Annotated in this window: 17 protein-coding genes; 5 read left to right on the plus strand and 12 right to left on the minus strand. The window is 53.9% G+C overall.

The features are described from left to right. Nucleotides 1–102: 102 nt before the first annotated feature. The 8 genes from KYK14_RS17400 to KYK14_RS17435 form a co-directional block, all read right to left on the minus strand. Nucleotides 103–753 carry a DedA family protein gene (locus KYK14_RS17400; RefSeq protein WP_185281428.1) on the minus strand — a complete coding sequence of 217 codons (651 nt, stop codon included), beginning with the start codon at nucleotides 751–753 and terminating at the stop codon, nucleotides 103–105. Between the two features lie 109 nt (nucleotides 754–862). Beyond that, nucleotides 863–2,230, minus strand: coding sequence for a PQQ-dependent sugar dehydrogenase (locus KYK14_RS17405; protein WP_219160599.1), 1,368 nt, complete (start codon nucleotides 2,228–2,230; stop codon nucleotides 863–865). A 219-nt stretch (nucleotides 2,231–2,449) separates the two neighbouring features. Continuing rightward, nucleotides 2,450–3,280, minus strand: coding sequence for a phosphosulfolactate synthase (locus KYK14_RS17410; RefSeq protein WP_185281430.1), 831 nt, complete (start codon nucleotides 3,278–3,280; stop codon nucleotides 2,450–2,452). Between the two features lie 188 nt (nucleotides 3,281–3,468). Beyond that, nucleotides 3,469–4,866: a tetratricopeptide repeat protein gene (locus tag KYK14_RS17415; RefSeq protein ID WP_219160601.1), complete on the minus strand. Its 1,398-nt coding sequence runs from the start codon at nucleotides 4,864–4,866 to the stop codon at nucleotides 3,469–3,471. A gap of 87 nt (nucleotides 4,867–4,953) precedes the next feature. Then, on the minus strand, nucleotides 4,954–5,970 hold the full coding sequence (locus KYK14_RS17420; protein WP_219160603.1) for an NAD-dependent epimerase/dehydratase family protein: 1,017 nt from the start codon (nucleotides 5,968–5,970) through the stop codon (nucleotides 4,954–4,956). A gap of 73 nt (nucleotides 5,971–6,043) precedes the next feature. After that, entirely contained in the window at nucleotides 6,044–6,808 is a 765-nt protein-coding gene (locus KYK14_RS17425; protein ID WP_243900162.1) for a tyrosine-protein phosphatase, read from the minus strand. 13 nt (nucleotides 6,809–6,821) lie between these two features. After that, nucleotides 6,822–9,284, minus strand: a complete 2,463-nt coding sequence (locus KYK14_RS17430; RefSeq protein WP_219160604.1) for a GumC family protein — start codon at nucleotides 9,282–9,284, stop codon at nucleotides 6,822–6,824. Nucleotides 9,285–9,346: 62 nt separating this feature from the next. After that, on the minus strand, nucleotides 9,347–10,282 hold the full coding sequence (locus KYK14_RS17435; RefSeq protein WP_219160606.1) for a polysaccharide biosynthesis/export family protein: 936 nt from the start codon (nucleotides 10,280–10,282) through the stop codon (nucleotides 9,347–9,349). Nucleotides 10,283–10,505: 223 nt separating this feature from the next. On the opposite strand from KYK14_RS17435, the gene KYK14_RS17440 reads away from it, so the two are divergent. The 4 genes from KYK14_RS17440 to hpf all read left to right on the plus strand — a co-directional run bounded on the left by KYK14_RS17440 (nucleotide 10,506) and on the right by hpf (nucleotide 13,369). Further along, nucleotides 10,506–11,648: an acyl-CoA dehydrogenase family protein gene (locus KYK14_RS17440; RefSeq protein WP_219160608.1), complete on the plus strand. Its 1,143-nt coding sequence runs from the start codon at nucleotides 10,506–10,508 to the stop codon at nucleotides 11,646–11,648. Nucleotides 11,649–11,822: 174 nt separating this feature from the next. Beyond that, the gene (gene rpsU / locus KYK14_RS17445; protein WP_185281435.1) at nucleotides 11,823–12,017 is read left to right on the plus strand and encodes a 30S ribosomal protein S21; all 195 of its coding nucleotides are present in this window, start codon (nucleotides 11,823–11,825) and stop codon (nucleotides 12,015–12,017) included. A 133-nt stretch (nucleotides 12,018–12,150) separates the two neighbouring features. Beyond that, complete coding sequence (locus KYK14_RS17450) at nucleotides 12,151–13,038, plus strand: tyrosine-type recombinase/integrase (RefSeq protein ID WP_208306550.1); 888 nt, start codon at nucleotides 12,151–12,153, stop codon at nucleotides 13,036–13,038. Between the two features lie 31 nt (nucleotides 13,039–13,069). After that, nucleotides 13,070–13,369: a ribosome hibernation-promoting factor, HPF/YfiA family gene (gene hpf, locus KYK14_RS17455; RefSeq protein ID WP_185281437.1), complete on the plus strand. Its 300-nt coding sequence runs from the start codon at nucleotides 13,070–13,072 to the stop codon at nucleotides 13,367–13,369. 82 nt (nucleotides 13,370–13,451) lie between these two features. On the opposite strand, the gene metK is transcribed toward hpf, so the two are convergent. Then, a complete protein-coding gene (metK, locus tag KYK14_RS17460; protein WP_208306551.1) occupies nucleotides 13,452–14,705 on the minus strand; it encodes a methionine adenosyltransferase in 1,254 nt (417 codons plus the stop codon). Nucleotides 14,706–14,873: 168 nt separating this feature from the next. Between metK and KYK14_RS17465 the strand changes: the two genes are divergently transcribed. Beyond that, nucleotides 14,874–15,728: a phosphatase PAP2 family protein gene (locus KYK14_RS17465; protein WP_219160610.1), complete on the plus strand. Its 855-nt coding sequence runs from the start codon at nucleotides 14,874–14,876 to the stop codon at nucleotides 15,726–15,728. Nucleotides 15,729–15,808: 80 nt separating this feature from the next. Here KYK14_RS17465 and KYK14_RS17470 read toward each other — a convergent pair whose 3' ends face one another. From KYK14_RS17470 to KYK14_RS17480, 3 genes are all read right to left on the minus strand, one after another. Next, nucleotides 15,809–18,268, minus strand: coding sequence for a S9 family peptidase (locus KYK14_RS17470; protein ID WP_219160612.1), 2,460 nt, complete (start codon nucleotides 18,266–18,268; stop codon nucleotides 15,809–15,811). Between the two features lie 92 nt (nucleotides 18,269–18,360). After that, nucleotides 18,361–18,996, minus strand: a complete 636-nt coding sequence (locus KYK14_RS17475) for an HD domain-containing protein (protein ID WP_219160614.1) — start codon at nucleotides 18,994–18,996, stop codon at nucleotides 18,361–18,363. A gap of 50 nt (nucleotides 18,997–19,046) precedes the next feature. Continuing rightward, on the minus strand, nucleotides 19,047–19,505 hold the full coding sequence (locus KYK14_RS17480; protein WP_208306555.1) for a GNAT family N-acetyltransferase: 459 nt from the start codon (nucleotides 19,503–19,505) through the stop codon (nucleotides 19,047–19,049). Nucleotides 19,506–19,725: the final 220 nt, after the last annotated feature.

The following is a 19,725-nucleotide window of genomic DNA, read 5'->3' on the forward strand; positions in this document are numbered from 1 at the left end:
GGTAGAACGACCATCGTAACAACGACTCGTTCAACCGGCAGAAGGTCCTTCGCACGCGCAGGAGGACAGCCGTATTTTCTTATTTGCAACCAGCCCCTTAAGCTATACGGCTGATTTCTGGCCGCGTGACCGGAAGAACTCGAATACTGCCGGCAGGATGGACAGCACGATGATGGCTACCACTACCAGCGAGAAGTTTTTCTGCACAATAGGCACTTGCCCAAACAGATAGCCGGTACCTACCAGCAAAATCACCCACAGGATACCACCAATGACATTGTATGCCAAAAACCGAGCGTAGCTCATGGTGCCCATGCCCGCCACGAAAGGCGCAAACGTGCGAATGATAGGAATGAAGCGGGCCAGGATCAGAGTCTTAGCGCCGTGCTTCACGTAGAAGTCCTGCGTTTTCAGCAGGTGTTCCCGTTTCAAAAAGCGGGATTTGTCCGTAAACACCCGCGGCCCCAGGTAGTCGCCAATGTGGTAGTTGAGTGTGTCGCCCAATACGGCTGCGGCAATTAGCAACACCATCAATACAGCCACGTTCAGCGGGCTACCATCCAGCGCGGCCAGCGAGCCGGCTGCGAACAACAGAGAGTCGCCGGGTAGAAAGGGTAGCACTACTACGCCCGTCTCCACGAAAATAATCAGGAATAGGATGGCGTAGGTCCACGTGCCGTAGTCAGCAATGATGGCGGTGAGGTGCTTGTCGAGGTGCAGAACGAAGTCCAGCGCTTGGTGTAGAATTTCCATGAAGCGGGGTTTAGACTACAAAGAAAGCACGTGCAGCCGTCATTCCGAACGAAGCCGAAAATCCGATGGCTTTTCGCTATCAGATTTTCGGCTTCGCTGACTGTCAATTCTATAATTGGGCTACTCCCCGCGCCTCAGCCGAGGCAGCGGCCACGCGCCATACTTTGTTGCCGGCATCGTCAGTTACCAGCATCGAGCCATCGGGCATCACCGTTACACCCACCGGGCGGCCGTATGCCTCGTCACCGTTGCCTACCAGGAAACCCGTCACAAAATCCTCGAATTTGCCCGTGGGCTGACCGCCCTCAAATGGCACAAACACCACCTTATACCCCGAGAAAGTAGAGCGGTTCCAGGAACCGTGCTGCCCAATAAACGCACCATTCTGGTAGCGCGAGGGGAAAGCCTGCTGATCGTAAAAAGCCAGCCCCAACGAAGCCGTATGCGGGCCGAGCGGCACTTCAGGCATAATGGCCTTTTTCACCAGATCGGGTCGCTCGTCCTTGCGGCGCGGGTCCACGTTCTGGCCGTAATACGAGTAGGGCCAGCCATAGAAGCCGCCTTCCTGCACGCTGGTCAGGTAGTCGGGTACCAGTTCATCGCCCAGTTCGTCGCGCTCGTTCACGGCCGTCCAGAGCTTGCCGGAGGTAGGCTGCCAATCCATTCCCACAGGGTTGCGCAAGCCGCTGGCATAGATTTTTTCACCCGTGCCGTCGGGGTTGATTTGCAGGATGTTGGCGCGGCGCTCCTCGTTTTCGGGACCGTGCTCCATCACGTTGGAACCAGAACCCACCGTCACGTAAATTTTGGAGCCATCGGGCGAGGCCAACAGGTTACGCGTCCAGTGGTTGTTATAGCCGCCTTTGGGTAGGCTCATGATTTTTTGACCCTGCCCGGTAATTTTGGTCTGGCCTGGCTTATAAGCATAGCGCAACACGCCATCGGTGTTGGCTACGTAGAAATTATTGCCCAGCACCAGCATTCCAAATGGCTGATTCAAGTCGCTCAGGAAGGTCTCGCGCACGTCGGGCTTACCGTCTTTATTGGTGTCGCGCAGCAGCGTGATGCGGTTGGCGCTAGTAGCCTGCAACGATTTAGAGGGGTCCAGGTCTAGGGCGGCCGCTACCTTCTTCTTGATGGTTTTGTTGGGCACCGTATTGGCCTCGGCTACCAGCACGTCGCCGTTGGGCAGTACATAGGCCCAGCGCGGGCTATCGAAATTGCCCGCGTACTCGCTGATGGTGAAGCCCGCAGGTACCACCGGCGTTTTGCCGGCTGGCCAGCCAATCACCTTCACGCGGTGCGTCACCGACTCCGTTTTATAAGGTGCTGGCAGTTTCAGAGGCTGCACGGCAGTGGCTACCGTATCGGTAGGGGTAGTAGCTTGCGCTTCCTGTTTATCCTCTTTCGAAGGGCCGCTGCACGCACTTGCTAACAGCAAGGAAGTCAGGAATATAGAAAAATGTTGACACTTCATGATGGGTAGTACACAATGGATACTCCCTTACGCATCAGCTACATGCAATGTTCTTACCCTTGGAGGGTAGGAATAGTAAAGCAGGAAAACAGAACGTCATTTCGCGTTGGTCGAGAAATCTCGCGTGCTGACGGAAGATACTATCCACCATCAGCACGCGAGATTTCTCGACCAACGCGAAATGACGTTTTATTAAATAGGCGAGTCGCTAGATAGGAACTACCCGCGTGGCATGGAAGTGCCAGGGCGGCCGGTAGGCTTGGCTGGCTTGAACATCTCATCCACGTTGTCCATGTCGAGGAAGTGCGTGAACGTGTCGCCGCGCAGTCCCAGACGGATGGTTTCCAGGCTCACGATTTCGTTAGGAGCGATGTTGCCCAGGTTTACGTTGGCACCCAGCAGCTTGATAAACCACACCTGCTGTGCCTTCTGCGGGGCTTCCCACAGGATTTTCTCCACTGGCACTTTGGTTAGGATTTCCTCTACCAGACCCGAGCGCACCTCGCCGGTGCTCCGGAACAAGCCTACGTTGCCAGCCTCGCGAGCTTCGCCAATTACTTTAATGGAACCAGCTTCCAGCTCCGTCTGCATCTGAGAAATCCACTTGTAGGGCGGAATAATCTTTTCCGCGTCCTTGGAGCCTACCTCCGACAGCACCTTCACCTCCTTCGACAGCGTGCGGATGTACTCACACTTCTTGTCGTGGGGCATGTCCAGCGAGCCATCCGATACCTCGGCGTACTCCATATCGAACTCTGCCAACAGGCGACGGTAATCGTCAAACTGATTGCGAATGATGAACGCCTCGAACAACGTACCACCAAAATACACCGGAATGCCCGCTTCTTTGTACACGGCCAGCTTGCGCTTCAGGTTGGGCGTCACGAAGGATGTGGCCCAGCCCAGTTTCACAATGTCAGCGTACGGCGCGCCTACTTCCAGAAAGTCTTCCGTTTCGCGTACGCTCAAGCCTTTGTCCATAACCATGGTATAGCCTTGCTCGCGGGGTTTCTCAGTGCGTTCGGGAAGTTGATCGAGGTGGTAATTCATATGAGGGTCTTGGGTATTGGGGGCTTGGCTGGTATAACAAGGGTAGCCCCGAAAAAAAGAACGGGCGTAAAAGTACGCCCGAATTTTATAAGTAGAGTGAGCACCCGAGCAGGTAGGGACTGAAGGACTGGGTTGACGTTCAAAAGAACAATTGCTAAACGTCAACCCAGCCCTCTAAAATCTCCTACCTATTTTCGATACTGGTCAATCAGGCGGGCCAGGGCACGCTGCGACTCTAGCTCCGGGAAGTAGTCGAACAGCAGCCGGTGCTTGCTGAAATCCAGGGTAAGGGCGTTTTCCAGCACTTCATACGCCTCGCGGTAGCGGCCGGCAGCCAGCAGATAGGCACACAGGCGGTAGTACAGTTCTGCTTCGGCGGGCTGCACTTCCACGGCATTGCGCATCAAGTCGATGGCCCCATCAAAGTTGCCCTGTTCATAAAGGATGATGCTCCAATTCAGCCAGCCCTCTTTGTTATCGGGTGCTACTTGGGTAGCACGGTCATACGCCTCCACCGACGATACTACGTTGCCTAACTGGTATTCGGCCGCAGCCAGCGCCAACCAATACTCCACGCTTTCATCGTACAAAGCCGTGGCTTTGCGGAAGAAGTGAATGGCTTCCATCCACCGCTCCTGCGCGTTCAAAATGATACCAATACCAAACCATGCCTCATCCATCTCCGGGTTGATGTCGATGGAATGCTGGTAGTTGCGGCGAGCTTCTGCCCAGTTTTCCAGCTTCTCGTAGCACTCTCCAATGTTGCACAGTGCCTCGGCCGTGGGCTGGTCTTTCTCGTAGCTCAACGTAAACTCCTCGATAGCCGCCTGGTACTTCTCCTGGCTCACATAGGTGCTGGCCAGGTAGCCGTGGGCATCGTAGAATTTATTGTCGATGAGAATGGCGTATTCGAACGCGCTAACGGCTTTCTCGTAGTCGGCTACGCGGTAGTAGGCCTGCCCCAGGTTGTACCAGGCAATAGCGGAGTAAGGGTCTTCGTCGGTGAAGCGGCGAAAAAATTCCAGGTTGGCTTCCAGCCGTTCGCTCACCTCCAGGCAGTACAGCAACTCCTGCACCGCCACGTCGTTGTCGGAGTTCAGGCGCAGGCTCTGCTTGTAGTACTTGGCGGCACTCTTGTATTTCTGCCAGCTCTGGTACGCCAGCCCCAAGTTGAAAAAGATGTCGTCGCGGTCGGGCGCGCGCTCTACGGCGCCTAGAAAAAATTCTACAGCTGTCGAGAAGTCGCCGCGCTGGGTAGCGATAATGCCACGCGTCACGGCCACGTCGGGGTTATCGGGGTCGAGTAGGGCTACGGCCTCAATTTGGGTAGCAGCTTCGGCATACTCGCCTTTCATGGCCAGCACCTGCGCGCGGTCAATCAACAGTTCTGTGCTAAATGGATATTGCGCAATAGCGGCTTCGCAGGCCTGCAAGGCCTTGGCGTATTCGGTGTTACTGGTATAGTGGTCGATGATGCTTTCGAACTCGGCCAGATCAAAAAAGACGGACTCATTGCTGGCCACCATCTGTTCAAAACGGCGTACGGTGGCCTGCACTTCGTCCCGTTCCTCAAAATTCTCGTTCATTCTCATACTGCAAAAAGCAAAGGACCGTCAAAAAGGCAGACTCTGCCGGCTAAGGGAGGGTAGGCCACCAGCGTGGCGCTACTGTTTCTAAGTTACAACAACCGCACCGGATGCCGGCAAGTTCTGTCGTAGGCCCGCGCAGCACCAAGCAATGGTTTCGGCCAGCGGTCGAAAGGCTATACCCGTGGCCTGCTGCACTTTTTTGGCTTGATAAGTAGTGGCGCGGCGGCCAGCGCGGGCAGTGTCTTTGGTGATGAGCGGCCGCGCCCCGGTCACCACGGAGCGCACGTGTTCCAGTCGCCAAATTGCCTCGGCGGCCCACTCTGGCACTTGCAGGGTAGGCGGCTTCTTCTGAAAACACTGCGCTGCTTCCGCCAGAAATTCGCGCAGGGGCATGGCACCCGCGTTCAGCACGTAGCGCTGGTCCGTCAGGCTGGTCTCGAAGGCGAGATGCAGCATCATGGCCACTACATCGCGCACATCTACAAAATTGATGCTGCCGGCCGTGTAAAAAGCGTGCTGCTGGTAGGCGTACCGAAATAGGCGGGTGCTGCTCCGGTCCCAATCGGCTGGTCCTAATATTACGGAGGGGTTTACCATCACGGCATTCAACCCCTCGGCCACACCGCGCCATACCTCCAGCTCCGCCAAGTACTTCGACGTAGCGTAGGCCGGGTGCTCGGCGCCCAGGTCCCACTTCGCAGTTTCGTCCAGCGCTTGAGGGCCAGCGGGCGCCTCCGGTGTGGCAGCCGCTCCACCCAGCGCCGCCACCGACGACACGTGGCACAGCCGTACGCCAGATTGTTGCAGACACGCATCTACTACAGCCGCTGTTCCTTCTACATTCACTTGTAGTAGAGCCGTTTCGTCTTGAGGAGCGTAGGAAACCAGCCCCGCGCAGTGAAACACATGCGTAACGTCGGCCAAAGAGTCTTGCAGCAAATCCGTGTCCCGGATATCGCCCTCTACCCACTCCACCTGTTGTGCAATTGAGCCAGTTGGCGGAGCTTGCCTATACAGAGCCCGCACCGCGTACCCACGCGTCACCAGCGCATCAATCAGGAAACTGCCCAGCAGGCCGCTACCACCGGTGACGAAAATCATAGGAAAGAAGTAAGCGTAAAGAAGGCGGACCGTTCGTAATCGAATGTAGGAAAAATTGCGGGTCCGCAGCCGCTTACAGGGTATTATTCAGCAGAGGCAATTCCAATGCTTTGCGCAGGTAATTGGTGGTGAGCACCTTATTGCGTAGGGTAGCTGTGTGCTTCACATTGTGGGTATCTGTTCCCAGCATATCTACCAAACCCGCATCAATGAGCTTTTCAGCTACGCGCTGTGCTCCTGATGAGTAGTAACCCGCCAGCGAATTCAAATTAACCTGCAATAGCACGCCACTCTCACGAATACGCTCCAACTCCTCAAACCGGCCATAGAGGTAGGTATAGCGCTCAGGATGCGCCAGCACCGGTTGGTAACCTGCTGCCCGCAGATTAAATACGGTTTCAGCTAAGTTGAAAGGCTCGTTGATATAAGATGTTTCAAAAAGCAGATAGTGCCGGTCGCCACCAAATGTTAGCAGTTCCTCGTTCGTTTCCAGCTTACGCCCAAACCACTCATCTAGGTAGTATTCGGCGGCGCATTCCAACTCTATATTCGTAATACCCGCTGCGGAAGCGGCTGTTCGCAATTGTGTCAGCGCGGCCCTGATGGTAGCAGGCGTATTCCGAAAAAAATCCCCCATCACATGGGGCGTCATGATCAGCTTACGGTAGCCTAATTCCTGCATTTCCCGCAACAGCTCTACCGAATGCTCCACCGTGGCTGCCCCATCGTCGATGCCTGGCAGCAAGTGCGAATGCATGTCTACCACCAGTTCCTGCAACGACGCGGGAGCCGTAGCCGGCGCCATGCTACCAAATATTTTTTGCAGAAAAGAAGACATTTCGTGTTAAAAGCTAGGAGGACATACGCTTCCGCAAACGTCCAACCAGTCCCTGTGGTGCAGTTGGCTCCTCGTAATATCCTTGCCCATAGCCATAGCCGTAGCCATAACCGTAACCGTACCCATACATGCCGTTCGCTTTGGCGTCGTTTAGGATGGTAGTTAGCTTGGTAAAGCCATTGGTACGAATCAGTTTGTTGATGTTTTTGAGGAAGGCTTTTTTCGAGTAGTTGGCCCGCACGATGTAAATCGGTACATCGGCTTTGCGCATAATCAGAATACCATCCGTTACTAGCCCTACCGGCGGCGTGTCAATCATCACTACATCGTAGTGCTGATATAACTCAGCCAACAGCTCATCAAACTTCGGATTTAGAATCAACTCCGATGGGTTGGGTGGCGTAGGGCCAGCCGATATGAAGTCGAGGGTAGGAATAGAAGTATGCTGAATGCACTCTTCCCAAGTATGACGCTCGATCAGAATCGTACTGATACCCTTCACATTAGGGGCATCGAACGCCAAGTTCACCTTGGGCTTGCGCATGTCCAGATCCAGCACTACTACCCGTTGCTCAGAAGAAGCAATAATAGCCGCCAAGTTCACCGTCACGAAGGTTTTGCCCTCACCACTGACTGTAGACGTCACCGAAATTAGACGCTTCTTCTTGGAAGACGCCATGAACTCTAAGTTCGTTCGGATAGAGCGAATAGCTTCCGAAATAGCCGACTTCGGATTTCTGTCCACCACTAACTTCGACACGGCCATTTTCTCGCGGTCGTAGGTAGGGATTACGCCTAATACAGTAGCTGCACTATTCCGCTCCAACTCCCGAATATTGGTTACAGTGTTATGCATGAGGTAGCGCACCGCAATTAGCCCAATACCCAACACAATACCGCCTGCTAAACCAATAGCGTACACCATAGCACGCACGGGTGAGATGGGGGTACTTGGAGCAGAAGCAGGGGACAGAATTTGGAAGTCGGGGGTAGTTCCGGCCATCGCAATGCCATACGACATTTTTCGGTCCATCAGCATTCCGTTTGTTCGCTCCAATAGCTCGAATGGCCGGCGTAGGCGCTCTTGCTCTGTAAATTTTTGAGGTAGGGCTTGTAAACGGGCTTCCATCTGCTGGCGTTGTTGGTTCATTAACGCCAACTGTTTTTGCAATACTGTTTGGTTTTGCAATAGTAAGTCTTGTACCGTTTTTTTGGTGAAAGCCATAGCTTCCTGTCGCAACTGCACAGCAGTGGTAGTAGATTTATACGATTTCAACACCTGCTGTAGCTCTAGTTGCTGGTCGTTGAACTGTTGCAGGAGCTGCGGCAGTTGTGAATCGCCTAGATCTCCCAACGCTGGAATAGCCTGCGCTACATCTACGTCTCCTCTACCTATTATCTGGTCATTATCTACTGTACTACGCAGTTCTGTAAGCAGCTTCACCTTCTCTAGCAGCTTCTGGCGTTCTACTTCCTGATCAGCAATAGCAGAAGCAATAGTAGTTAGCTCACCTTTTACATCAAAAGCTTGATTGCGTTCAGCAAAGGATTGAATATCTCCCTCAGCTTTATTTAAGCCAGCTTTGCTTTTATCTAATTCAGAATCAATAAACTGAAGCGTTCTAGCAGCTTGTTCTTGCTTCTTTAATACCTTTTCAATTAAGTAAACTGTATCTACTTTATTAACGATGTCCTGAGCTTTGAGTGGTGTATTATCTGTGAATGAAATGTTAATAGTACTTGCGTCTGGATTTTCAATTGCCACACTTAGATTGGCATTCAAATAATTATTAATGGCGCTGTTATCATTAATTACAAAATGATAGTTACCATCTATCGTTTCTGACCCAAAAAAATCAGTCTTAGAAACAGTCAATATAAAGCCAGGCGTTTCAATAGGTTGTCCAACCTGGTACTCCTGCCCTTGTTCTTTACCCTGCACTTCGTAGGAAAGTGTGAAGCGCTGTTCATCTAAGAAATCAACAGCAAAACGGGTATTGAACTGGGAACCATCTTGCACTGTGTAACTGACCTTGAACGGTGAAATCTGGTACAATTCGCGCTCGAGTACTGTGCCTTCTGCATAATAATTTACATCAAGCATTAGTGAATCCTTCAAGCGGCGGTAAATTAAATCAGACTTGATCAGTTCCACCTCTCCTGAAAGGTTGTTCATGCTTTGCTTCTTCTCCATACCTTCACCAACCCCACCTAAGCCCAACACTCCCGCCTCCGTCTTCTCATCTATTTTCAAGACCGATGATGATCGGTAGATAGAGGGCGTATAACGCAAAAACAGCCAAGAGGCTGTCAAACCTAAGCCAATTAATAATATCACCCACGGCAGGCTCTTGCGCGCTACCATAAGGAGTGTAGTCAAATCTAAGCCAGTGCCTTCATCTTCCTCCGACTCGGCCTCGCCACCACCCGCGTTGCGGATCAGCTCTTCTAATTCAACTTCTTCTTTCGCAGCCATAGGGGCGCTTTGCTGTTGATTTGATGGTACTGTTTAACGACAGTGATAAGTATAATTGCTTGTTAATTATCACGCCTTAACGTGATTGTCAGGTAGATAATAGTAGTGGCTAGGCCTGCTATTCCACTAACAATACTAAACAAAGGAGCAATGTCGCCTACTGCTTCAAAAAATGGTCGTCGTATAGGCTCAACATAAATTATATCGTTGGGTTCCACCTGCAGATTGGCTTTACGCATGCCAGCAAAGGAGGTGAGGTCGATGACCTGCACGCGTGGGTTCTTTAGATCACCCCGAATCAGGCGAATATTATCTGCCCGACCTATGCGCCCGGTTCCTGCTCCCGTAATAGCACCACCATCGATGCCTCCTGCTAATGCCAAGACTTCAATTAGATTCATGTTATCATTGGCCAAAGGAATGATCTGACCACTGCTACCACCTACAGCCCCTAGAACGATAATACGGTTGTTGCTGACCTGCGTCGTCACAAAGGGTTGCTGATAGAACTCATTGTATCTGCCTCTGAGTACACTATCTGCTTCTAGTAAGGTATAACCACTCAGCTTCACGTCGCCTACCATGGGTAGGCGCACGATACCGTCATTTTGCACCAGAAACTCGGCACCGCCATTCTGGGCACCACCTCCGCGACTAGCGCCAGCCTGTTGCCGACCAACTCCTGCGGCCTGCCGACTACCACCTCCGGTAGGGGCGCCAAACGATAGTTCGCCGTTTGGGTCAATTATAGATTCTCCCTCGTTAGTATACACCCGGATAGCGAGGTAGTCGTTAGGCTGAATGACGTAGTTGCGCTCAGCACGGTTTACAGCACGACGCAGTTTAGATGTATCAGCCATGGTACCATCGAGGCGGAACATAGTGTTCTGCTGCCGTACACGTGAGGTGGTGCAGGAAGAAAGCAATACTACTAGCGAAAATGGTAGGCAGAGCAGCCAAAAACGCAAGAGGCGACGAAGAACGGGTAGTTGTTGCATGCAGGCCGGACAAGCCGGATCAGATCTAGGATACAGACTGACAGCGCCTTAGCGCTGGTTTGCCTATCTGGAAACCTTCAAAGTAACCAAATTGGCCGTCGCTTTCAAAATTCGCACCACTATAGCTTTGTGCCTGACCAGATACTTGTCTACTTTATTTTTAATATCAACACATAACTAATAACTTACGTTTGTTAGTATAAAGCCCTTTCCCACCCCACCCATGCTAGTAGAAGAAGTTGAAAATCAGACCCTGATTGCGCAGATGGTGCGTGATTTTGGCGCCACCCATATCAAGCCGCACATGATGCGTTGGGATGAAAGCCAGGAATTTCCCATTGACGTGTTCCATCAGCTAGGCGAACTAGGCCTAATGGGCGTGTTAGTACCGCAACAGTATGGCGGTTCGGGCTTCGGCTACCCAGAATACGTGACGGCTATTGCCGAGTTGGCCAAAATTGATGGTAGCATCGGCCTTTCTATGGCGGCGCATAACTCGCTTTGCACCGGCCATATTCTCCAACATGCTTCTGAGGAGCAGAAGCAGAAATATCTTCCCAAACTATCTTCCGGCGAGTGGATTGGTGCTTGGGGCCTAACCGAACCGAATACCGGGTCGGATGCTGGCAACATGCGTACTACCGCTGTGCTAGACGGCAATGAATACGTGCTCAATGGCGCCAAAAACTTTATTACCCACGGCAAATCTGGCCATGTGGCAGTAGTGATTGCGCGTACCGGTGAGGTAGGCGACTCACACGGCATGACAGCATTTATTGTGGAGCGTGGTACGCCCGGCTTTGCAGGTGGCCGCAAAGAAGATAAGCTAGGCATGCGCGCCTCCGAAACCACCGAAATGATTTTCACAGACTGCCGCATACCGCAGGAAAACGTGATTGGTAAGGTGGGAGACGGCTTTATACAGTCGCTGAAGGTGCTGGATGGCGGCCGCATTAGCATTGCGGCACTGAGCCTGGGCATAGCGCAGGGCGCGATGGAAGCTGCACTAAATTATTCGCAGGAACGCCATCAATTCAATCAGCCCATCAGCAACTTCCAGGGGATTTCTTTTAAGTTGGCGGATATGGCGACGGAAATTGAGGCCGCTTCATTGCTCACCTATCGCGCCGCCGATATGAAGCAGCGTGGTCTGAACGTAAATCGCGAATCGGCGATGGCGAAGCTTTATGCATCGGAAGTAGCGGTGCGCGTAGCCAACGAAGGGGTGCAGATTTTTGGCGGCTACGGTTACACCAAAGACTATCCTGCGGAGAAATATTACCGCGACGCCAAGCTTTGCACCATTGGTGAGGGTACTTCCGAAATTCAGAAACTGGTCATTGCCCGCAGTCTGCTTAATACCTAAAAATAGGCCCTGCTAACGTTATTTTCGCTTCCTCGTGTTTTGAGAAAGCGATTTGCGGGTCTGTAAAAACGCTTTATCACCTGAAACCTAATATGCTCGCTTTGAAATCATCAGAAACTATGGTTATCTTTGCAGCCCTTTACCAAAGCAGAAGTTTTCAAGCTAACTGAACATATGATCATCGTCCAAATCAAGGAGAACGAGTCGGTAGACCGCGCGCTGAAGCGCTTCAAGAAGAAATTTGAGCGCACGGGTGTGCTGAAAGAACTGCGTCGTCGCACGTTCTTCCAGAAGCCGTCGGTAACCAACCGCAAGCAGAAAGAGAAGGCTATCTATAAGCAAGCCACTTACGGCACAGGCAACGACTAGTCTGACCGCTCTTTGAGTTGACAAAACCGGCTGATTTGCTTTTTGAAGCGAGTCAGCCGATTTTTCGCGTGCGTACTTTTCTGTGGAATTCCATACATTGGTAACCCAGCCCCTACCTGGCTGGTGCTTTTGTATGGAATTGTTTTTTGAATACCTGCGCTTCGAGAAGCGTTACAGTCCGCACACTTTGCTGTCGTATCAAACCGATTTGCGGCAGTTTGCTGATTATTTGCAAGTTGAGTATGAGCTGGCAGAACCAGCTCAGGCCGACCATACGCTTATTCGTGGCTGGGTAGTAAGTCTGATGCAGCAGGAACTGGACCCGCGCACCGTGAACCGGAAAATAGCTTGCCTACGCTCCTACTACAAGTTTCTGCTCCAAACGGGCTCTGCCACGCGCAATCCTATGTTGCGCATTAAGTCGCCGAAGGCAGCGAAGAAGCTGCCCGACTTTGTGCCCGAAGATTCACTGAACGGGCTGTTGAATTCCTTTGAGTTTCCGGAGACTTTTGCCGGCGTGCGCGACCAGTTAGTGCTGGAGTTACTCTATGGCACCGGCATCCGTTTGTCGGAGCTAATTGGCATCCGGCCCGATGACGTGAGCCTACCTGGCCGCACGGTGCGCGTGACAGGTAAGGGCAACAAGCAGCGCATCGTCCCGCTCAATCCCACATTATTGGGCGTGTTGGACAAGTACTTAGCGCAAAAGCAGCAGGAATTCGGTACGGCCGACAACGTCCGGCGGGCGCTCCTCGTTACGGATAAGGGAGACCCGCTCTACGAAAAGTTTGTTTATCGTACCGTGAAGCACTATTTGAGCCAGATAACCACGGCGTCGTCGCAGCAGCATCCGCACGTGCTGCGGCACTCGTTTGCCACGCACCTGCTCGGCAAAGGGGCCGACCTCAACGCTATTAAGGAGTTGTTGGGGCATGCTAATCTGGCCGCTACCCAAGTGTACACACACTTATCGATTGACAAGCTGAAAGCGGTTTTTGAGCAGGCTCATCCAAAAGCCTAAGCTATTTTTTTTACCCTTAACCCCTTACCCGATGAAAGTACAGATGCATTCGGTGCACTTCACTGCCGACCAATCCTTGCTCGACTTCATCCAGAAGCGCCTCGACAAACTGGAAACCTTCTACGACCGTGTGACGGAAGGTGAAGTTATTTTGAAGCTGAACAACAAGGACGGCATTAGCAATAAAACTCTGGAAGTTAAATTGTTGGTCCCCGGCTCCACTATCTTTTGTCAGGAAGAAGCGCCTACCTTCGAGTCGGCAGCCGACGCGGCGTACGAATGCTTACGTCGACAAATCGTAAAGTATAAGGAAAAGCACATGTCGCACTAAGGCCTCTGCCTTTCACGATATATAAAAGAAGGCCCTACCCGCTTGTCGCAGGTAGGGCCTTCTTATGAGGTTCAATTCCGCCTTATAGCTCGAAAGCCGCTTTAATCTGATTCACATAATCAAGCTTTTCCCAGGTAAAGGTCTCGGCAGTTTGACCATTGCCATTCAACGATACCTGACCGGGCTGACGGCCCATGTGCCCATACGCGGCGGTAGCACCGAAGATGGGGTTTTGCAGGCCCAGGCGCTGCACAATGGCATACGGACGCATATCAAACAGCTCCTGCACCTTGGCCGAGATTTCACCATCGGTGAGTAGCTGGCCGCTGGCGTTGGTGGCTTTGGTAGTGCCGTAAGTCGTTACGTACACACCTACCGGCTTGGCAACGCCAATAGCGTAGGCTACCTGCACCAGCACTTGGTCGGCTACGCCCGCTGCTACTAGGTTTTTGGCAATGTGGCGCGCCGCGTAGGCAGCCGAGCGGTCTACCTTAGAGGAGTCCTTGCCAGAGAAAGCGCCACCGCCGTGGGCGCCTTTGCCGCCGTAGGTATCTACAATAATTTTGCGGCCCGTGAGGCCGGAGTCGCCGTGAGGACCACCAATCACGAACTTGCCCGTGGGGTTGATGTGGTAGGTGATCTGGTCGGTGAAGAGTTGCTGCACATCGGCGTGCAAACCGGCCTTTACGCGCGGAACCAGAATGGTTTTGATGTCGGTGGCAATTTGCGCCAGCATCTTCTCCTCCGACTCATCGAACTCGTCGTGCTGGGTGCTTACCACGATGGTTTCGATGGCCTCGGGCGTGTTGTCGTCGGCGTAGCGAATGGTTACTTGCGCCTTGGCATCGGGACGCAGGTAAGTCATTTCCTTACCTTCTTTACGAATAGCGGCCAACTCGCGCAGCAGGCGGTGCGAGAGGTCGAGAGCTAGGGGCATGTAGTTATCCGTCTCGCGGGTAGCATAGCCGAACATCATGCCCTGGTCGCCGGCGCCTTGGTCTTCGGGGTTCTGGCGTTCTACGCCCTGGTTGATGTCGGGCGACTGCGCGTGCAGGCGGTTTTCCACCTGGCAAGTATTGCCGTCGAACTTATACTCGGGATTGTTGTAGCCAATGCGGCGAATTACGTCGCGGGCAATCTGCTCTACGTCTACCTGCGCGGTCGACTTAATTTCACCGGCCAACAGCACATAGTCGGTGGTGACGAGGGTTTCGCAGGCTACTTTGGATGTAGGATCCTGGCGCAGGAATTCGTCGAGGATAGCGTCCGAAATCTGGTCGGCGATTTTATCGGGGTGGCCTTCCGAAACCGATTCGGAGGTGAACAAGTACGGCATCAGCGTAGAAGCATATAAGGTACGCAAGGGGCCGGCAGCCCCTGCCTCGCACCGGCAGTAAGGCCAGGCAAGGCCGCAAAGCTACGAGTTTTATGTGTGGTTGTTGAATGGTGTCATTCAGAATGAAAAAAGTGCAGGTCTTAACCTCCACAGTATATTCTGCGTTGTATGTCTATCATTCAATTTTCTTCTATGAAGTACATCTACACTTTAATGTTGGCTGGCTCACTGTCAGCTGCCACTACCCCAACAGCAAGTGCCCAAAAAGCACCCTCACCTTATAAAACCCGTTTTGCTGTAGATGCACCTATTACAGCAGGCCTGGGTGCGCTAAGTGGGGTAGGATTATACTTGGTTTCGCAGAAAGACGGTTTGAACGACACGCAGCTAGCTGCGCTCAACAAGAATGATGTACCTAAGTTTGACCGCTTTGTAGCAGGCAATTACAGCAAAACTGCGCAAACAGTAGGGGACTTTATTGTATATCCTACCCTACTTATTGCCCCGGGTTTGCTAGCGTTAGATTCAGACGTACGTGGGCGCTATGGGCAAGTATTGGGGCTGTACTTACAAACGCTGGCAGCGCAGAACGCTATATTCACGATGACGATAGGAACCACCACGCGCTACCGGCCTTTTCTGTATGGTACTGAAGGCAGCGGCGACCGGAATAGCCATATTTCTACCAACTCGTTCTACGCTGGCCATACGGCCAACACAGCGGTGGCTACTTTCTTCGCTGCTAAGGTCTATCACGACTTCAACCCCGGCTCGGCTGCCGAGCCGTTTGTGTGGACGGCGGCAGCCCTGGTACCAGCTGCTACGGCCTATACCCGCATCAAAGCTGGCAAGCACTTCCTCTCTGATAATATTGTAGGATATGTGATAGGTGCAGCTACGGGCATTGTGGTACCCCAACTGCATAAAACCGCTGACCGTACGGGCCTTTCCCTGACACCAGTACAGGGAATTAATATTAATGGATATGGGTACAGCGGCTTGGCTATTACGAAGCGTCTGTAATAGTCCTAAATTGACAAAACGGAATGGCCTTGCTTCTTCATCAAAAGGGCAAGGCCATCCCGTTTTGTAGGCTGAACAACCTACTGCCCAGTACCACCGCTCCCCCCTACCCCGGCCGGCTTCAGATTCGTTTCAAACAGCTTCAAAATCCGCTTATACTCGTCGGTCCAGGAGGCGGGCTCCTCGAAGCCGTGGTTCTCGACGGGGTAGACAGCCAGCTCCCAATTCTCCTTGTGCAGCTCGATGAGCCGCTGCGTGAGGCGTACAATGTCCTGAAAGTGCACGTTGGTGTCCACCATACCGTGGCACATCAGTAGGGCACCTTTCAGGCCATCGGCGTAGTAGATGGGTGACGAGCGAGCGTAGGCGATGCTGTCGTTGTAGGGTTCGTTGAGGATGTTGTCGGTGTAGCCGTGGTTGTAGTGTGCCCAGTCCGTGACGGAGCGCAGGGCGGCACCAGCCTTGAACACCTCAGGTTGGGTGAACATAGCCATGAGCGTGATGAAGCCGCCGTAGCTGCCACCATAGATGCCAATGCGCTGGGGACTAACGCCATATTTTTCGGTGAGCATTTTAGCGCCGTCTACGTGGTCGGTGAGGTCTTTGCCACCCATGTAGCGGTAGATGCCGGTGCGTACGTCGCGGCCGTAGCCTGCCGAGCCGCGGTAGTCCATATCCAGCACCGTGTAGCCTTTTTCTACCAACAGGTTATGGAACATGTACTCGCGGAAGTAGCTGCTCCACCACTTATGCGCGTTCTGGAGGTAGCCGGCGCCATGCACAAAAATCACGGCGGGGCCTTGCGCCGCGGGGTTGGCGGGGCGGTAGAGGCGGGCATACACGTCGGCGCCGTCGCGGGCCTTGAGGGTCACGATTTCCGGCTCGCGCCAGGGGTAGCTTTCAAACTCGGGGGTAGTGGAGTGCGTGAGCTGACGCATCTTGGCGCCGGGCTTGTTGTCCATCACATACAGTTCCCAGGGCTTGTTGGAGTAGCTGTAGCGCACGGCCAGCGTTTTTTCGTCGGGCGAGAGCGTCACGTCGTTGGCACCTACCTTATCGGTAATCTGCGTCATGGTGCCGCCTTCCACCGGCATGCGGTAGAATTGCTGCTGGCCGGGCTCAGGCTTGTTGGCGGTGAGGTACCAGGTTTTCTTGTCGCGGCTGAGCTGGGCATTCAGAATCTCAAACTTGCCACTGGTGAGGGCCTTTTTCTGACCGTTGGTGATATCCAGCGTGTAGAGGTGGGAGTAGCCGGTGGCTTCGCTCTGGAACCACATGCGCCGATTGTCGGGCAGCCAGCCCACGTTGCCGGTACCGTAGCCAATGCCAGGCCCGTTGATCCAGGCGTCGTCGTGCTGACGGTCGAGAAGCTTGATTTTCTGGGTAGCGGGGTCGAGGCCCACAATCCAGCGGTCCTTGTTGTCGGCCGAGCGGATGACCACGAAAGCGTGCTTACCATCTGGGCTCCACACGGGGCCGTAGGGCTGCACGCGGCGCAGTTCGGTGGCTGGCTTTTCCTTTTTAGCGGCCGTAGCGGCTTTGGCTGAGTCGGCGGGGGTAGGCGCTTTGGCTTTCAGCTGATATTCTTTGCGGTAGGCCGGTTGCTCATCAAGGCCCTGCAACTCCCTATAGCCCAGCACAAAGGTGGTATCACGACCAATATCGTAGATGCCCAGCTGCAAAGCGGTTTGCGGGGCGCCTACCTTGGTGCGGGTCGAAATGTCCTCGGTGAAGCCCGAGGCCGTGACGAAGGCCGGCACCACGGCCACCTTCTCGCTGGTAGGCTCTTGCGCCAGGGAATAGGTCACGTAGCGGCCATCGGGGGAGAGCTGGAGGTTGCGCACCGTCTGCTGGCCCAGATAAATGGGCTTGGGACGAAGCTTGTTGAGTGCTTTCTGTGCCCGCTCGCGGGCCTTGGCGTCTTGGTCGCGCTGCCGGATGATGTCGAACAAGGCCAGCTGCTGCGCCTTCAGAAACTTCTCTTCGGGGTCGGTGAGGCTGTTCTTGGGCTTGGCGCCCTTCCGGAAGTCGGTGCGCTGGGTGGTTTCGCCAGTGGTAGGGTTCCAGGTGAACAGGTTGCCGCCGCGGGCATAGCTGACGAGTTGCCCTTGTAGGGCGAAATCGGGGTTGGATTCGCGCTCGGCGGTGTTGGTCACCTGCAGGATTTTACCCGATTTCAGGTCTAGCAGAAAAATGTCACCATCCTTCTCATACACCTTACGGGTGTACCGCTCGTCGTAGGTGCCGCTGCCGGCGGGTAGGGCCTGCTGTTCCCGAAAGCCTACCTTCCGAGCAGAGCCGCCACTGGGAGTCACGTAGTACAGCGAGTCCTGGCGGTTTTTATCGGGATTCCAACTGAAATAGATGCGCTTGCCATCCTCGCTCCAGAACACGTTGCTGGGCGCCGTGCCCAGCCATTGGGTAGGGTCGCGCATGATTTTCTCCACCGTCAGCGGAGCCAGGGAAGAGGTAGGCCTTTGCGCAGTAGCAGCCAGTGGCAACACGCTGGCAAAAGCAAGCAGAGCGGAGAGTTTTCGCATAGATAGGCGGAAGGATGAACCGCAACTTACGCAGTTCCACCCAAGGACGCCAACCGCCGCCCGGCGTTGCAACGGCTCTATTAGCAGCGTATCTACAAATCGGCCAGCTCCAGGCGCAGGTTGCGGCGGGCACCATCTTCCAGCCGCTGCCGAAACTCGGGCGTGCGATACAGGGTTGGCGCGGCCAGCATCTTTTCCAATACTTTACGTCGGCCGGGGCGGTACAGCATATCCGGAATCAGGCGGTACTCCTGCCGGATCTGGCGGGCGTATTGCCAGTAATCGGCTTCCGGCGCGCCCAGGATTTGCAGATCGGCATCCAGGAAAAACGCCAAATCAGCATCCGGCGCAGAAAGCGGCTGGGTGTGGTCTTTGGTGCGCTCGATGAGGTAGGTCACGCGCTGCCGACGGGCGGCAGACAAGGTAGTCTGCTCCAAGAACTTCAGCGCCAGCGTGGCACTACGTTCCTCATTGTTGGAGCGGCGGGCACTGTACACGGCATCATGAAACCAGATAGCCAGCTGCACCACCGCGGGGTCTTGCAGGGTAGAGGCATAACGCTCGGCGGCGTCCAGCAGCGTCCGCACGTGGTGCAGGGTATGATAATGGCGGTCGGAGGCGGAGTAGGCGGCGCTGAGCTGCTCGTACGCCGCGGCGCGAGCTGCCTCATCGGGTAGCATGGGGGCCGTCAGCTGATGCCAACGGTTGGATAAGGTAGAATTCGTCACATCAATCAACTTCAACAGGAAGTCTGCTTTCTACAAAAAATGATGCCTGATTAGTTCTTAGTAGCCACTCCGTACGGATTTAGCTTCTTTTTTTCCAAGAATCTATCAGGTGCAGTGAGCGGCGTGAAGCCAAACTGTTGATACAGGCCGTGCGCATCTACGGTAGCCAACATGTGCCTACGCTGATCTTTCAGCTCCGGGTGCGTCCATATCACCTCCATCAGCCACTTCGACAAGCCCCTACCCCGGAATTCGGGCAGCACAAACACGTCGCAAAGCCAGGCAAACGTGGCCTTGTCCGTTATGACACGCGCAAAGCCCGCTTGTTGGCCATCGGGCGCAAACAGCCCAAAGTTGAGCGAGTTGGCAATGGCGCGCTCCAGGATTTCCAGCGGCATATTTGTGGCCCAGTAAGAGTCTTCGGCCAGGTAGTGGTGAATGGCGGCCACATCCAGCTCGGCCGGGTTGGTGCTGATGCGGAAACCGTTGGGATTGGTTTGAGAATGCATGAGTTCTGTAATTCGGCCCCACCCCCTAGCCCCCTCCCCTCTGGGAGAGGGGGAGCCTTTTCCGGAGCTATTAGCTGATAGTTTTCCGTTGAACAAGAGCTATTAGCCAACAGCTATCAGCTGACAAGGCTCCCCCTCTCCCGGAGGGGAGGGGGCTAGGGGGGTGGGGTGAGCGTTAAGTTATACTATTGAAACAGCGGCGGGTGCTTCTCGTCGAAGT

It is taken from the genome of Hymenobacter profundi (assembly GCF_019334315.1).
Classification (GTDB): domain Bacteria; phylum Bacteroidota; class Bacteroidia; order Cytophagales; family Hymenobacteraceae; genus Hymenobacter; species Hymenobacter profundi.